Here is a 16130-nt window from a genome sequence, read left to right on the forward strand (position 1 = left end):
ACAGTTTTCCTAATTCACTTACCGAATTAATCTCGTAGTTCCCGACGCAGAATTTTACCTACATTGGTTTTAGGTAGATCTTCTTTGAAGACTACCTGCTTGGGCACTTTATAGCCCGTTAAGTGTTCTCTACAGTGCGCAATAACCGCTTCAGCAGTAAGCGAGTCGTTGTTGCGAACAACAAACAACTTAACCACTTCACCACTCGCTTCATTTGGCACACCAACCGCTGCTGACTCAACAATGTTGTCATGCATAGCAGCCACTTCTTCAATTTCGTTTGGAAACACATTGAATCCAGAAACGAGGATCATATCCTTTTTACGGTCAACAATATAGAAATAACCTTCATCGTCTACCGTAGCGATGTCTCCAGTGGCAAGCCAGCCATCTTTAAGAATTTCGTCAGTGGCTTCTGGGCGGTTTAAATATCCTTTCATCACCTGCGGGCCTTTCACCCAAAGCTCACCTGGTTCGCCTTTTTCTACCTCGTTACCATCATCATCAAGAAGTTTGATGTCGGTAGAAGGTACTGGCATACCGATGGCGCCTTTGTAAGCGTCAATTTGTGGTGGGTTTACCGTTACAACTGGTGAGCACTCCGTTAAGCCATAACCTTCAAGAAGTACAGTACCGGTAACCTTTTCCCACTTTTCAGCAACAGGACGCTGAACGGCCATGCCGCCGCCTAAGCCAAACTTGAAGTTCTTAAAATCAAGTTCGCTAAACCCTGGTGTGTTTAATAAACCATTAAACAAGGTATTTACACCCGGAAGAATAGTGAAAGGGTATTTACTCAATTCATTTACAAACCCTGGCATATCACGTGGGTTAGTAATCAGTAAGTTTTGGCAACCGTATTTAAGGAACATCAGGCAGTTCGCAAGCAATGCGAATATATGATAAAGCGGCAACGCCGTTACCACGAAGTCTTCGCCTTCATCTATTACAGTTTCTAAAATGCCGGAAACCTGCTCAAGATTCGCAATCATATTGCGATGTGTCAGCATGGCGCCTTTAGATACACCCGTGGTTCCGCCGGTGTACTGCAGGAAAGCCAGTTCATCGTTGGTTAAATTGGGGCGTGTGTAGGTTAACGATTGCCCTTTCTTTATTGCGCTGGTGAACGACGTGGTAGCAGGCAAATTAAAAGCCGGCACCATTTTCTTCACGTACTTCACTACCGCATTCACTACCCAACGTTTTGGTACAGGCAACATATCGCCTAACGAAGTAAGAAACACTTCTTGAATGTTTGTTTCGCTGATCACTTCTTCAAGCGTACACGCAAAGTTTTCAACAATAACAATTGCCTTAGCATTCGCATCGTTCAACTGATGCTTCAACTCTCTTGCGGTGTACAGTGGGTTTACATTAACCACAACCATACCAGCACGAAGTACACCGAACATGGCAACAGGGTACTGAAGCAAGTTCGGCATCATTATCGCCACGGCATCACCGCGTTTTAACCCACTATTTTGTAGGTAAGCAGCATATTGTGCAGATAATTTGTCGAGTTCGCCAAAGGTCATCGACTGACCCATGTTGATAAACGCAACTTTGTCTTTAAACTTTTTTACTGATTGTTCGAATATATCGACAACGGATGCGTAACGATCTGCATCAATATCTGCAGATACACGAGGGTCGTAAAACTTGAGCCAGGTTTTTTCCACCAAAACCTCCTTCACTTATTTTTAACACAAAGGCGCGTGAAGTCTCACGCGCGTTTGAGCAACTGGTCTAATAACTTGCGAATAGTATAGGAAGTGTAAAAAAAAATAAACTATACAGTTTACATTTGCTCAACAAACTGACGGATTAACATGCCAACGTCGTCAGTTTTTTCCATGTGAATATGATGGCCGCCTGTTAATTGCTCAAACCGAGCATTTTTAAACCAGGATTGCCTTTTCTCATAAACACTGTCCAAGGTTTTAAAGCTACTTGACGCGCCTATAAAAAGTATAGGACAAACTATCGCACTCATGATGTTTTCTGCTTGATCTTCGGTTAAGCGAAGTACAGATTTGGTGCGAAGACGCGGGTCGCTCGACCAAAAACAATGGCCACCGGCATCTTGCGTAAGATTCCTTTCTAGAATTGCGCGTGCATGCTCAGCTGGAATATCAGAGACCTTACAGCGGGCTTTAACTGCATCATCTAAGTTAACCAAGGTTAACTTATTGCGCTGTTTCTTCTTCCTGCTAAGAATAGCTTCCCGCATTTGCGCTTGGCTGGTGTTCGCCTCTAACGTTAGTGGGCCACACGCATCAAGGCTTATTACCCCCTTCACTTTTTCAGGAAATAACCCAGCATACAACGATGCTAAAATACCGCCCATAGAATGCCCAAGCAGTATAACCTGTTCCCACTGTTGATCTTCTATCAATGCATGCAAGTCTTGTAAATAATCAGCTTGATTATAGTGCATGCCTATTGGCCTATGCGATGAACGGCCATGCCCAGCAAGATCAAGGGCGATAAAGCGTTGAGATTGCAGATATGGCGCCAGCAACCTAAGGCTTTCTGCATTATCTAAATACCCATGTAGCCCTATCACTACGGTGCCAGCACCTTGGTTTTCTAGTGCAGCTAAGTGTAAATTTCCTGATGTGAATTCAGTTTCTATCATGTTGCTCCCTCACACAATATGTGCGGCAATACTTTGCCTATAAAGCGCAAAATATTGCCAGATAAAAAATAGGGAGGCAATATCTTGCCTCCCTAGTAAATACATATTTTTATTCAAATACGATTATCTTTACGAAAGTTTTCATCTGGTAGACTACTTATTTCTCTTTATCCTTGCGCATTTTTTCATGCGAGGCTGAAATAGCATTAGACCGACTTTTTGAAGGTTTAGGGCTAGAAGGCGAATTATCGTAGCGTGTTACCCGCACCCTTCTATAGCTTGGGTAGCCCCAAGGTCTGTGCCGCATAAACGGTGAATACCAACCCGTACCATAATCAAAATAATACATGTTCACGTCGTAAACCTCTTGTTTACGCCACATGTGGTAGTCATCAGCCAATATTGTAGGGTACATGTAGGGTTGTTCACCTACCATGCCTGATGTGGGTGGTACCAATTTGCCAACAAACGTGGCCGAACGTCCTTCTTCAAAAACGATAGGATCAACAAAACCGTCGATTTGCACTTTAAAGCGTCCGACAGTTTCACCGCTACTATTAGGCTTGCCATAATTATTCAGTGGAAAATGAACAAGTTCGATGAAGGTTTTGTTTGGCTTATTTTCAACCCCAACAATAACACCGCCCCACCGCGCCATTTTACCTTGAGCATTAGCGCCAGAGGTAACGGCCTTGGAATAAGAAACTAGCTCAGTACCTTTTGGCACCTCTACGCTTTCTGGCACAATCGCACAACCTGCGAAAAGTACCACACTTACTATCACTAACATTCTAACCAGCATGAAGCCTCCTTTTGGCCGCCTAAGCACTTTTAACTTGTAACTGATACTAAGCGCCGAGAAAATATATAGTACTACAAATAGTAATGAATCGAACCCTAATGCGCTGAGTAACGGTGTCACCCTGTTAACCCACATTTTCACCAGAGACTATCATTAAAAAATGACCTTACCAGTAGGGTACTTTGGCTTAAAAGTTAGCATTGATACTTAACAAATGCCATAAAGAACATTGATTTAAACGACTGTTAATCTTTAGACGGGCTTTTTGGCAAAAAGTTTAGTTGGGTTTTATAACACTGAGTTGGAGGGCATTAAATTAAGGCACTAACGCGCAAGGATGCACTGATTTAATGTAAATGCTAAGCGTATATATCTACACCGAACATGCTTTGTACCGACTCACGCTCTTGCTGCTTTTCAAAACTGGTATACGAAGCAATAGCCTGCTGAGAATAGCCGGCACTATCTTCTCGAACGAAACGTTGATAAGCCTGTGCATTGTCGGTGCCTTGTGCATCTGGGGCCACGACAATATGGTTATTCTGCTGCTTGCCTTCATTATTGCTTTGCTGTTGCGCATCTTTATTAACTTTAGCAACGCGCCCTTGTGAGGGCTCTGATTGATGCGGTGAAGGTATCGAAAAATTGTTAGTTATATGCATACCAAAAACGTGTCAGTCTTTTAAATGAAATCAAGTAGGTGAAGTAATGGGATGAATACAACGTATGTTAAGTTGTAAAAGCCATCTCCTGAACAATACACCGCCCAATATAAAGGTGTTACTTGCAAGAATCGCGCCTGAACACTATGACTTTTCCCCGCTCACCTGAGAGCCTTGTTTTAGAGGCTCGTAGTATACGGTGCCGTTAGTGGCTGAGAGTTCGGTTTAACGTAGACTAAATGCTCTTGAATAAGGCGCTCGAAGAATGTTCTTGAAGAAACATTTGAAAAAGCTCTTGAAGAGGCTCTTGAATGAAGTTCCTCAAAAAGTTATCAGGCCTGAGGTTTACCCGCTTATTCGCGGCCCGGTAACTTTTTCCACGTTACTTTGTCTCGTAGATAAACAGGTTTTACATCACTGGCCACGTGTACATCGCCTTTGTTCGCGAGTTGCTCAGCAAGTGGAAGCATGTAAACCGCATCAGGAAATTCAATAGACACTTCATGGCCTTCAGGCAACAATGCTGCAAGCGCAGGATAGGCCTGCCAACCTGTACCAACAGGCTCAAACTCACTCACGTTCTCACCTTGGTTGGCCGCTATAGCATCATTGATAAGTTCCACAGCAGCTTCAGGCGGGCACACTTGCTCTGCAACCACTTCTTTCAATAAACCATTTTCAGATTTGTAGATGGCAAAGTAAACTTCGCCCATCCGGGCATCGGTAACGCACACTACCCAAGAAACCTGCTTAGCTGTCACCTTGTTATTGACTAACGCTTGCTGCGCCATAGCCGCAAGCGTGCTTACGCCAGCTACCTTCAAACCAGTGCCAAGCGCTAAACCTTGAATCATTCCTGTGGCAATACGCACGCCGGTGAAGCTACCTGGGCCTCGCCCAAACGCTAATAGGTCTAAATCGCCCAGAACAAGCCCTGCATCTTTTAACACTTCGTCCAACATAGGCAATAGACGCTGACTATGTTGCTGAGGGCAAATTTCAAAACGTGAAACGACAGCGTCGCCGGTATTTAGTGCTACTGAACAGGCTTCTGTTGCCGTGTCGATGGCTAAAATCTTCATTTTTTACTCTTCATCAATTCTTGCAAGAAAAGACTCTACTTCGTCTAGACTGCGGGTTCTGCGCATATTCGGCAAGCTACCTATAAAAGTTTTCGCATAGGGTTTGGTGACTAAGCGATTATCGCAAATTACCAATACACCTTTATCGGTAGGGTCGCGAATTAAGCGCCCTGCACCTTGCTTTAACGCAATGACGGCTTGGGGTATTTGAATAACGCCAAATGGATTAGCGCCGCGCTTTTTAACATCGTCCATTCGTGCTTGCAATAACGGGTCGTCTGGTGATGCGAATGGCAGTTTATCTATCATGACGCACACCAAATCATTCCCTCGTACATCTACCCCTTCCCAAAAAGCGCCCGTGCCCATTAACACGGCTTTTTCGTCGGCCAAGTACGCATCTAATAACGCCTGCTTTGTTGTTGTGCCTTGTACTAACAGCGGGTTATCAATTTCATCTTCTAGCTTACCGGCTATTTCACGCAGCATGGCATGACTGGTAAATAACAAAAAGCATCGGCCTTTACTGGCTTTAATTAACCTTTTTGCCGTATTCAGCAAGGTTTCACGCATTGAAAAACTATTTGGCTCGGGCAAATACCGCGGTACACACAACATGGCTTGTTCAGGGTAGTTAAAGGGGCTATCTAAGCCTAACGTTCTTGAGTCTTCTAACCCCATTCTGCGCTGAAAATGTTCAAAGCCGCCGTTAACCATTAAGGTCGCCGAGGTAAATACCCACCCGCGAGGCGGCGATGCCACAAAACGGCGGAACTTAGCTGCAATAGACAACGGCGTTAAATGCATAATTAAATGGCGCGTTGTGGTTTCATACCACAAGCTCACATTTTCTTGTTTCTCATCGCTTAACGAGTCAAGTTGCTCCCTAACGGACACTATTCTTTCATAAAGATTATCTAAATCTTTGTCGCGACCAATATGCAGCTTACACACTTCATGTAAAACCCCTAGCGCTTCTGCTAGTTTACCCACTTCTAAGCGCACATCGTCACGCATCAAGGCTTCGGCCCAGTTTCCCCGTTGGGTAGTATCGGGGAATAACAAGCGCAAATCTGCAGCAATCATGCGGCATTTGTCGGCTGCTTTGTCTAACTGAGCCGCGTCTTTCAACACGGTTCTAAAAATAAGGGTAATATCTTTGGCTAAATCTTGAATTTGGCGGGTAGAAAGCGACTCACCAAAGTAGTCTGCGGCAATATCGGGTATTTGATGGGCTTCATCAAATATAATGGCGTCGGCTTCTGGGATAAGCTCACCGAAACCCGTATCTTTTAATGCCATGTCAGCGAAAAATAAGTGGTGATTGACCACAATAATGTCGGCATCTAACGCCTTACGCCGTGCCTTAACCAAATAACACTCTTCATAATCAGGGCAGTCCCGACCAAGGCAATTATCAACGGTAGACGTCACTAATGGCAGCACCCGAGCATCTTCAGGTAAGCTTTTCAGCTCGCCCATATCGCCGGTTTTGGTAGTGGTAGACCATAGTTTCACTTCAGATAGCTGGCCTAACACCTCTTTTTCCACTAACGTGGAGTTACCGCCATGTTGTTCTAGTCGGTGCAGGCAAAGGTAATTCGCACGGCCTTTTAACAACGCCGTTTTACGCCTGCTGCTAAGGGCTTTTTTCACTAAAGGTAAATCGCGATGAAATAACTGCTCTTGCAGGTTTTTCGTTCCTGTAGACACTATCGCTTTGCCCTCTGCCAGCAGTGCTGGTGCAAGATACGCGAAAGTTTTTCCCGTACCTGTCCCGGCTTCAACCACTAGGCTGCCGGTTTCATCAATGGCTTCTTTTACCGCCTGCGCCATTTCTGTTTGCGCTTCACGGGGAACAAAGCCATTGATAGTCTTAGCAAGTAAACCCGTGGAAGAAAAGATGTCATCGATAGTTGGCATAGTGTACTTAACGTAAAAGTGAAGATTTGGCCGCTAGGCCACAAAGCGGTGCATTATGCCAAAGTTTTTCGAAAAATGGTTAGTATTCATAAAAATTCCATCCCGAATGACAGATTTCACTTACCACTAGCGTTTACTCCCCCCTAGTTTCGGATGTATGCGAGCTCTACCATATGAGCTCAGCCATGCAACCTCCCCCATATAAGCTCAGCCATACTTACCATTTAATGAGAGCTAATCCATACCTGATAGCCCCACGGGTCAATTTGAACGGCCTTATCAATATGCAAGTGTTCGGTTTCGCTTTTACTCTCGTGGTGGGAAGAGCTTGAATCGAGCGTGCACTTATAATAATGACCATTAAGAATAGGGTCATTAAACGTGACCTTGCCTAAAGTGTCTGAAAAATTGATGATCACTAACACTTTATTGTGTTCATCCATTCTCACAAAGCTGAATACCTGTGACATAGCGTTACTTGGCACCTGAATCATACGTGAACCAAATTCACCATTGCCCAAGGCAGGAATAGATTTTTTTATCTTAATGAGCGCTTTATACAAATCACCAATGCGATGAGGTTGCCATTCAATGGGATCACGTTCGAAAAACGCTAACCGCTTTGTTTCCCCGGCTTCTTGGCCATTATGAATGAGCGGCATACCTTCGCCTAACACCGACAATACAATGGCGCCTTCCAACGCATCGCCAAATTGCTCTGCCTGAGTACCATCCCACGCATTTTTATCGTGGTTACTCACGAACGTCATTCGATAAGCACTGTGCGGCCACGCCCGTTCATTCCATGAATAATATTTTCTCAGTCTATCAAGAGAACATCGCCCATGAGCGAGCTCATGCATGGTTTCATTCCAGCTCCATGCATAAGTCATGTTAAAAGCGGTTTCGTGTAAATCGCGATTTTCCCACTCTGCCAACATAAATACGGGTTTTATAGCATCTAAGGCAACACGCGCTTGATGCCAAAAATCGTTCGGCACATACCCCGCTACATCACATCGAAAACCATCAATGTCAAAGCGTTCTACCCAATAGCGCATGGCATTAATCATATACTCACGTAGCGCAGGTTCGTCGTAATCAAACTCGATAATATCTGACCAATCCCACCAAGGAGACGGGCGAAACTCACCGTGGTGATCTCTGGCATACCAATGAGGATGAGTATCCACTAGAGGGTTGTCCCAGGCGCTATGATTAGGCACCCAGTCTAGGATAACTTTTAAATTCCGGTTGTGCGCTTCTTGCACCAACTCTTGAAAGTCGTCTGCATTGCCAAACTCAGGGTTAATATCCAAATAGTCTTTAACCGCGTACGGGCTACCAAGTTCACCTTTTCGATTTTTTTCACCTATTGGGTGAATAGGCATAAGCCAAAGAATATCAGCACCTAAATCACAAATATGATTTAAGCGTTTCGTCACCTCTTTGAATGTACCAGATACAGAAAACTGGCGAGTATTCACCTGATAGATAACGGCTTGTTTCGACCATTCAGGCTGCGTTACACGGTAAATTTTCTTGGGAGTTGTCTGAATTGTCATCCATGCATCCTTTTTTGCCAAACTATTCCTCTACAAAATATGCACTTAGAAAATAGGTAAACCAGATACGCCGAGCAAAAGAACCCAAGTGCCAAAGAAAAGTTTAAGTTTTTGGGGTGAAAAAGCCAGCACAACATACTTTGCTAACATGCCACCAATAATCGCTCCTGCACCTGCAAATATCACTACGTCCCAAACTACGGCTTGGGTTACTAACACGTGGTAAATCACAGCGCCCCAAACGGTAAAGGCTGACAAGATGACTGCAACAGCAATCGCCATCGTCACATTGAACCCTCTAATGATAAGGTAAACAGCCACCAGCTCGCCTACCCCTACAGAAAGCCAAGCGGTAACAATTCCCCCGAAAAAAGAAATAACTGGCAGCGCGACAATATCGAATTGCTCAGCATCTTGTTTTAAGGCAACCCGTTTTAAAAAAGGAATAGAGGCAAAAATAGCCACAGCAAGCAATATAGAAAATGCGCCAAACCCTAAGTGAATCTGTTCTATTCCTCCTTTTAAGGGTGAAAGCACACTAAACTTCTCTGGGCCAAACTGAGCGAACCACACACCACACAGTGAGGCAGGTACGCTTAGCATTAAGCTTGTAGGTAACGCGCGCCATTGACTGTCGGTTTGATGATGACAACGTTTATAACGCCACCACGTGATAGCGCCAGCAGTCATGCCGCAGCATTGAATAGCAAAACTGGTGGCTACCACACTCTGAGAGGAAAACGCTAAGTGGTTAAAGAAAGGAACAAATACCACGCCCCCACCCGCACCAGTCGCGTTGGCGAAAATAGCGCCAATAATGCCAAGCAAACTAAAAAGGCTATTTTCGGCAATAAGCACTAGCGGCGCGGATTGAGAAAAAATCACCACTACCCACAGTACAACCAAAAGCATTTTTAAAGGGCTTTGTATTACCCATTGAAATAAACGATTCAACACATTCTCCTAAACGGCGCATGGAGATGGAACTCTCGTGTACGGCTAGTGTTTTTATTTAAACAAATCACGACGGCAAAATACCCAATGCCTACTAATATTACTAGGTAGCTCCCGTTTTATCCTTTGAACTTTATGTTAGAAACAATCTCGCTCCAAGGTAAGAAAAGGTTGCGGCTCACGCCTAACCGTTCAGCAAGCTGGCAAGATACTAAATGGCTGATGTTAATTTTTGCCGTTGCTGTATTCACTATCGCTATTGGCTGGGCGTTGGTAGGCGTTTGGGTAATATTACCCTTTGCTGGTGTAGAAGTTGTATTGCTTATTTTTATCATGTACCAAGTGTCCCGCAGCACTTACCGGTGGGAAACCATTGATATTGCCCCACACACTATTCATTTTTGCACACGTCACCGCACACTCACTTTTACTCGTCCGTCCGCGCATATTGAATTTACCGAAGATGAAAACGACTGGCGCCTTCCCACTGTCAGCCTAGTGGATGGCGAACAACGTATTGTCTTAGGGGAGTTCCTCAATCTTGAAGATCGCGCATTACTAAAAGAAACACTAGGTAACGAAGGCATCATGGTATGCCGTAATCATTGGTGGAAAACCTAGCTTAGCATCTAGCAATACGTGTAAGCGCCGCTTTGGTTTTAGTGAGGCGACGCGAAGTTTAAATTAAATTTAATATCCGTTTTTCCGCCTATGAACTACAAATAGTAGTGTCTAGTCGTGTTATCTCGGAGAACAATTATGAATCTGTACATAGAGTCAATTGAAGGCGGTAGCTATTTAGCGGCAACAGGGCTAGGTGCATCCCGCACGTTAGTAAGAGACAAAACGTCTCGACCAAAGACATTTCATTGTCTAAATGAAATTAAAGACCACTTTAATTCCAAGGAGTTTGAACATGTTTGGCTGCGTCAAACCACCCCTTACGAGGAAATGGTAGGGCAGTCACAGATTCCAGATGCGCTGGAACTCGAAATTGATTGGCATCGCTAGTAGCTCTTTTCTTAACTGCCCTTCTATTACCAGGTTTGCGTGAGCTTCCTTTGTGTTAGCTACTTAGGTGTGAGCTACCTAGGTGTGAGCGGCCCTGACATTTGCTGTCCTGTGGCTAGTTGGTAAGAAAGTCGTTGAATGCTGGTTAAATAGACCTTGGTTGAATAGAGATAACTTACTCGGTAAAGTGGCTGATTATCATCTAATAGGACAATATGATGAAATTCAGCCCACGTGCTTTTAGCTTAGCGCTTTTACTTACAACTTATGTAGTAGCGCTAACCACGCCAGCCTTTTCTGCCTCAGTTTTTAAAGTTAGTAACGGCGAAAACACCCTTTACATTGGCGGTACGCTCCACTTACTCAGCGAAAGCGACTATCCCCTTCCTGACGCTTACAACACCGCTTACCAACAGTCAGAAACCTTAGTGTTTGAAACAGACCTAGATGCCTTAGAAACACAAGCATTTGCACAGTCTATGATGGACAAGCTGACTTACACCTCGGGTAACAGCCTTGCTGATGAGCTTTCAGAAAAAACCATAGCGAATTTATCAGCACATATGGAAGCCCGTGGTTTATCACTTTCTAATTTTATGATGTATAAGCCTGCATTTTTAAGCATTACTTTGAGCATGATTGAACTACAAATCATGGGGCTAACCAGTGAGGGCGTAGATAAATATTTCTTTAATCGCGGCAAAAACGACGATAAAACCATTCTTTGGCTAGAAAGCCCAGAGCAACAACTTTCATTTATTCAGCAAATGGGTAACGGCGATGAAGATGCGTTTATTCAATACACCCTTGAAGATGTTGAAACCCTCCCCGAGGTTTTACCTAAGTTAAAATCGAGTTGGAAAGCAGGCGACCTCGACACAATGTACGAAGAAAGCATGGCTGATTTCAAATCCGAATACCCTGATATATTCGATACGCTTCTATCGTCTAGAAACAAAGCATGGATGCAATTTTTAGTGAAAGCATTGGCAACTAAACCCACTGAATTTGTGCTGGTAGGCGCATTGCATTTGCCAGGCGAACTGGGCGTATTGAACATGCTAGAACAGCAAGGTTTCAAGGTTGAGAAGGTAAAGTAGCAATAACATTTACATTCAAAACTAACCTTTGAGCACATTTTTTGCGTACTAGAATTGTAGCGACATGCAATAAACGATTAAACCGACCCGTTTAGGTTTATTTAATACCTAAGCCCAAAGTTTAGACAGTACGTTTTAAAATTGAATCGAAGGAAAAAATATGAATTTCAAAAGCTTAACTTCACTTTCGTTGGTAGGTTTAGTTTTACTTGCAGTAACGGGCTGTGCCTCTATGGGTGACGGTAGTGTTGCTGAAAAGCGACAAGCTATTTTAGATATGCAGCAAAATGCATTGGCTAGGCTATATACAGAAAAGCCTGATACTCGCTCTCAAGTGCGTGATGCAGCGGGTTATGCAGTATTCACCAACGCGAACATTAACGTTATTTTCTTCGCTGCAGGTACGGGTTACGGCGTAGTGAACAACCAAATTACTGGTACGAAAACTTACATGAATATGGCCGAAGGCGGTGTTGGTCTTGGACTAGGTGCGAAAGACTACCGCGTAGTGATGGTTTTCCACACGCAAAAAGCCATGAGCTACTTTATCGAGAATGGTTGGACTGTAGGCGGTAACGCTGATGCCGCGGCTAAAGCCGGTAACAAAGGAATGTCAGCGGAAGGCGAAGGCTATTTAGGCAATGTGACGGTTTATACCATGACCGAAAGCGGCTTAGCGTTGCAAGCCACGGTGAAAGGTACCAAGTTCTGGGTAGATAAAGAACTTAACTAATAAAAGCTAGATTTCGCTAAAAATAACAATCTGGCACTGGCCTTTTTAATTTTTATTAAAAAGGCCAGTGCCAGTTTTTCTTTTAAGAAAGCGACTTGCACACCGGTAAATAGCCTCAACTTCAGTGAATTCCATTCCCGCAGCCTTGCGCCCTCTCCTACCTCCTTTCCAGCTGTAACCGCCGACAACACATCTGGGATATTGCTTTATTAAATTATATATATGGTTTTGACTTTTGTTTTCGTTTTTGTTTTTGTTTTTGTTATTCGGCTATAAATTATGACATTGATTTCACTACCAAAATATAACATATTGATGCAGTATAGAATTCTCGAGAAAGACTAAGCGTTAGCAATAAAAAAAGGATTTGGCTTAGGTTGTTTACCACCATTTAACTGAAGAGCAAATTAATGGGGCAATAGAATGTCAGCATCCCAGATTATTTTGAAAGAAGAGCCCCCGAAAGTTGTCGACTTCGCATCACTTCGAAGCATCGTAGGTTGGGAAAACCCAGAACTTTCAATCATTCAAAGTAGTATAGATTCCTCTTTATTCTGGGTTTCACTTTATTTAGAAAATCAACTTATTGGCTGTGGACGGGTAATAGGTGATGACGCTATGTACTTCTATGTTCAAGACATTATTGTTAACCCCGAACACCAAAAACGTGGCTTGGGTTTTCAAATCATGCAATCCATCAACCGCTATCTCACTTTGCATTGCCCTGTTGGTTCAACCGTTGGATTACTTTCAGCGTATGGTAAAGAGAAATTCTATGAAAAATTCGGGTTCACATCCCGTGACGGTCAAACACTAGGCCTAGGCATGTGCAAGTTTATTTAGCAATTTGCTGTAACAAGGCTTGTTATTGGGTCTAGGTTAGACTGCGGCGGCTAGCGCGCACAAGAAGCCTTATCTGAAGTGTTAGGGTAGATATTTTAAATGTCTCTACAAACTAAATAGAGAGACGTTAGACAAAAAACAAAGGAAAACCATGGATTTTACGAATAAACACACAGTTAGGGTGACATCGTATTTACTCTTTTTGCTGGCAGCTACACAAGCACTTTATACCCTGCTTCGCATGGCTGGCATCGATTTTCCACGGCAGCTATTTTGGGGAACGGAAAGTATTCTTTTCACCTTCCTTATGGCCTTTGCCGGCGCTGCAATGGTGCGCGCTAAACATTACCATGTAGGATGGTCTGCCATTGCGTTCAGTGCAGCCCTTAATTTAGTGCAAGTGAGTGTTGGCCTTACTCTGTTTACCCCCTTTCGTGAGGCTGCTGGTCAAAACGAGAGCATAGGGCCATTAGCCGGCGCAGTAGTGGCTTTGTCTTTCATGATTTATTACGCTGCCAAGCTACTGCTGGGTTTTGCGGCGCTTATTTTTGGCATTGCAAAAATGAAAGATGGCGCTAAGCCCTTAGGTGGACTAACTGCGCTAGTGGGTGTTGTTGCTATACTCGCCAATGGAATTTTGATTGTATTTGGCCGTAACGCTTTCTTACCATCAGCGGTGGCTGGAGGGTTTGGTGTGCTCGCAACCCTGCTTCTGGCTTTCTGTCTGATCCGTGTTGCCAGTGAAGATTAGGCGATATGCGCTTACCACCAATAACCTGTGATTAGTCAATTAGTCTAAAAACGCCTGATTTTTAAACTAAAGTTGGGTAGCCTCCCCCTATTTTATAGACACTGAAGTGGTAATATTGGGTTGTAGTTTATTACATTCCTTCTCAACGCCTAGAGGTATTATTATGACAGCGCTACTTTCTTTAAATGCAGATGATTTGTTTATTGTGACTGGCATCGCGCTTATGTTTATCAGCTATGCGTTTTTACTGCCTACTGAACTAAAGCGTGCAATTAAACAACGGGGCAGTAAATAATATAAACTCGCTGATGTGTCTTTGTTACTGCAGAGATACTGAGGGGCAACATTTAAGAGATGATGGTAAGGAAGCCGAAAGCAGCCTGCTGTAATCAAATGGTAATATCCACATGCTTGATGCCCCGCGGTATTTTAGTACCTGTTGCATCTGCGGTATCTAATTCACTGCTTTCAGTTTCGCTCAATTGCTGTCCTATTGAATTATCGTCTTGGCTGTCTTCTTGTTGGCGATTTACTTGGTTGCTCGGGTGTTCTTTCTTTTCGTTGTTTTCCTCGTGCCGTTCCCGCTGCGCCATTTCATCAACAATATGCACTTCATCATGTTGCTCTTTTTCATCTTGATTGAGCGCCTCTGACTTTTCGCTGCGCACCACTTTTTTAACCCTATTATCAGATTCGATGGGCACTTTGGTGTTGCGCGGTAAAATGGAAAAAATTAAGTCATTACTCATGGCTACCCCAACCCGCTAAGGTCAATTTTGTGATATTTCATCATCTACTTTACTTAATAGGGAAAACGATCACATTGGCTCAGATCAAAAAGTTTTACTATATACATATTAATTTAGACTGAAACTGCAAAAAGAGTTCACTTTCGCCTTGCAAAATAGGGGGCAAACCGCTAATGTTTCAGCCGTTCGGAAATAGGTATTAAGAAATCAAATGAATAACTGCGCTGTAAAACATCACCACCATCATAAAGCATAGCCTTTCAGGTTCGTGCTGGAAGGTCTATTATTCCTTCCAGTGGCGCAGATAGAAAAAATTCTCGACCCTCGGAAGGAAACTTCCGGGGGTTTTTCGTTTTAGGCGTAATCGTTAAGACAGTAAAAAGTAGTACAACGTGAAAGGAACGTTTCAATGAGTAACAGCAAAAGACTTCGAATTGCCATACAGAAATCAGGCCGTTTAAGCGATGACAGCATCGCGCTACTTAAGGCTATTGGCATTAAATTAAACATTCGTGATCGCCTGCTGATTGCGCATTCTACCAACGAGCCTATCGATTTATTACGTGTTCGCGACGACGATATTCCAGGGTTAGTAATGGACGGCGTAGCCGACCTTGGTTTCATTGGCGAAAACGAACTTGAAGAAAAAATGTTAGAACGCAAAGCATCTAACAAGCCTTCTGATTATGAAGTATTACGTCGTTTAGACTACGGCGGCTGTCGCTTGTCTATCGCCGTGCCTACTGAAATGGACTACACCAACATTCAGTCTTTAGAAGGCAAGAAAGTGGCTACCACTTACCCATTCCTATTAGAGCGTTATTTTGCAGAGCAAAAAATTAATGCTAAAGCAGTCATGCTTACCGGTTCAGTTGAAGTTGCACCACGCGCTGGCGTTGCCGACGCTATCTGTGACTTGGTATCAACGGGCGCTACCCTTGAAGCGAACGGTCTGGTTGAAGAGGATGTCATCTTCCGCTCAAAAGCAGTATTAATTCAACGTGCCGACGGCAACATGAGTGATGAAAAGCAAACGCTTATTAATCGTCTTATGCCGCGTGTTGATGGTGTGTTGCTGGCGAAAGAAAGCAAGTACATCATGCTTCACGCACCAAAAGCTTATCTAGAACAAGTGAAAAGCTTGTTACCTGGCGCTGAAAACCCAACCGTATTGCCTTTGTCTGGCAATGAAGAGCATGTGGCTATTCATGTTGTTTCTACTGAAACCCTATTTTGGGAAACCATGGAAAAACTAAAAGCCCTAGGCTGCTCTTCAATATTAGTTATGCCTATCGAAAAAATGATGGGCTAAAAGGC

At 43.7% G+C, this 16130-nt stretch carries 17 protein-coding genes and 1 other annotated feature; of the genes, 8 read left to right on the forward strand and 9 right to left on the reverse strand.

The window, feature by feature from the left end:
- Nucleotides 1–26: 26 nt before the first annotated feature.
- From fadD to J5X92_RS11650, 8 genes are all read right to left on the reverse strand, one after another.
- Nucleotides 27–1679: a long-chain-fatty-acid--CoA ligase FadD gene (gene fadD, locus J5X92_RS11615; protein WP_013783443.1), complete on the reverse strand. Its 1653-nt coding sequence runs from the start codon at nucleotides 1677–1679 to the stop codon at nucleotides 27–29.
- 119 nt (nucleotides 1680–1798) lie between these two features.
- Nucleotides 1799–2638, reverse strand: a complete 840-nt coding sequence (locus tag J5X92_RS11620) for an alpha/beta hydrolase (protein WP_013783442.1) — start codon at nucleotides 2636–2638, stop codon at nucleotides 1799–1801.
- Between the two features lie 157 nt (nucleotides 2639–2795).
- A complete protein-coding gene (locus J5X92_RS11625) occupies nucleotides 2796–3440 on the reverse strand; it encodes a Slp family lipoprotein (protein ID WP_231882102.1) in 645 nt (214 codons plus the stop codon).
- Nucleotides 3441–3799: 359 nt separating this feature from the next.
- Nucleotides 3800–4102, reverse strand: coding sequence for a hypothetical protein (locus J5X92_RS11630; protein WP_126871423.1), 303 nt, complete (start codon nucleotides 4100–4102; stop codon nucleotides 3800–3802).
- 353 nt (nucleotides 4103–4455) lie between these two features.
- Nucleotides 4456–5184: a tRNA (adenosine(37)-N6)-threonylcarbamoyltransferase complex dimerization subunit type 1 TsaB gene (gene tsaB / locus J5X92_RS11635; RefSeq protein ID WP_126871422.1), complete on the reverse strand. Its 729-nt coding sequence runs from the start codon at nucleotides 5182–5184 to the stop codon at nucleotides 4456–4458.
- Between the two features lie 3 nt (nucleotides 5185–5187).
- Nucleotides 5188–7107 carry an ATP-dependent DNA helicase gene (locus tag J5X92_RS11640; protein WP_126871421.1) on the reverse strand — a complete coding sequence of 640 codons (1920 nt, stop codon included), beginning with the start codon at nucleotides 7105–7107 and terminating at the stop codon, nucleotides 5188–5190.
- Nucleotides 7108–7331: 224 nt separating this feature from the next.
- A complete protein-coding gene (locus tag J5X92_RS11645) occupies nucleotides 7332–8672 on the reverse strand; it encodes an alpha-amylase family glycosyl hydrolase (RefSeq protein WP_013783437.1) in 1341 nt (446 codons plus the stop codon).
- Nucleotides 8673–8717: 45 nt separating this feature from the next.
- Nucleotides 8718–9584, reverse strand: a complete 867-nt coding sequence (locus J5X92_RS11650; RefSeq protein ID WP_126871488.1) for a sulfite exporter TauE/SafE family protein — start codon at nucleotides 9582–9584, stop codon at nucleotides 8718–8720.
- Between the two features lie 177 nt (nucleotides 9585–9761).
- On the opposite strand from J5X92_RS11650, the gene J5X92_RS11655 reads away from it, so the two are divergent.
- The 7 genes from J5X92_RS11655 (at nucleotide 9762) to J5X92_RS21295 (ending at nucleotide 14359) form a co-directional block, all read left to right on the forward strand.
- On the forward strand, nucleotides 9762–10247 hold the full coding sequence (locus J5X92_RS11655; RefSeq protein WP_049791747.1) for a DUF2244 domain-containing protein: 486 nt from the start codon (nucleotides 9762–9764) through the stop codon (nucleotides 10245–10247).
- A gap of 138 nt (nucleotides 10248–10385) precedes the next feature.
- Complete coding sequence (locus tag J5X92_RS11660) at nucleotides 10386–10637, forward strand: DUF6482 family protein (RefSeq protein ID WP_013783434.1); 252 nt, start codon at nucleotides 10386–10388, stop codon at nucleotides 10635–10637.
- A 215-nt stretch (nucleotides 10638–10852) separates the two neighbouring features.
- Nucleotides 10853–11737 (forward strand): TraB/GumN family protein, encoded by an 885-nt coding sequence (locus J5X92_RS11665; protein ID WP_041452490.1) that lies wholly within the window; start codon nucleotides 10853–10855, stop codon nucleotides 11735–11737.
- A 160-nt stretch (nucleotides 11738–11897) separates the two neighbouring features.
- Nucleotides 11898–12470, forward strand: coding sequence for a YSC84-related protein (locus J5X92_RS11670; protein WP_013783432.1), 573 nt, complete (start codon nucleotides 11898–11900; stop codon nucleotides 12468–12470).
- Between the two features lie 423 nt (nucleotides 12471–12893).
- Nucleotides 12894–13313, forward strand: a complete 420-nt coding sequence (locus J5X92_RS11675) for a GNAT family N-acetyltransferase (RefSeq protein WP_013783430.1) — start codon at nucleotides 12894–12896, stop codon at nucleotides 13311–13313.
- Between the two features lie 151 nt (nucleotides 13314–13464).
- Nucleotides 13465–14064, forward strand: coding sequence for a thiamine biosynthesis protein ThiC (locus tag J5X92_RS11680; protein WP_126871420.1), 600 nt, complete (start codon nucleotides 13465–13467; stop codon nucleotides 14062–14064).
- Nucleotides 14065–14227: 163 nt separating this feature from the next.
- On the forward strand, nucleotides 14228–14359 hold the full coding sequence (locus tag J5X92_RS21295) for a hypothetical protein (protein ID WP_013783428.1): 132 nt from the start codon (nucleotides 14228–14230) through the stop codon (nucleotides 14357–14359).
- 94 nt (nucleotides 14360–14453) lie between these two features.
- On the opposite strand, the gene J5X92_RS11685 is transcribed toward J5X92_RS21295, so the two are convergent.
- Nucleotides 14454–14813: a hypothetical protein gene (locus tag J5X92_RS11685; RefSeq protein ID WP_013783427.1), complete on the reverse strand. Its 360-nt coding sequence runs from the start codon at nucleotides 14811–14813 to the stop codon at nucleotides 14454–14456.
- Nucleotides 14814–15044: 231 nt separating this feature from the next.
- Nucleotides 15045–15163, forward strand: a sequence feature (His leader region).
- A gap of 59 nt (nucleotides 15164–15222) precedes the next feature.
- Here J5X92_RS11685 and hisG point away from each other — a divergent pair.
- Complete coding sequence (gene hisG / locus J5X92_RS11690; RefSeq protein WP_013783426.1) at nucleotides 15223–16125, forward strand: ATP phosphoribosyltransferase; 903 nt, start codon at nucleotides 15223–15225, stop codon at nucleotides 16123–16125.
- Nucleotides 16126–16130: the final 5 nt, after the last annotated feature.

It is taken from the genome of Alteromonas sp. K632G (assembly GCF_017653625.1).
In the GTDB taxonomy this organism is placed as follows: Bacteria; Pseudomonadota; Gammaproteobacteria; order Enterobacterales; family Alteromonadaceae; genus Alteromonas; species Alteromonas naphthalenivorans.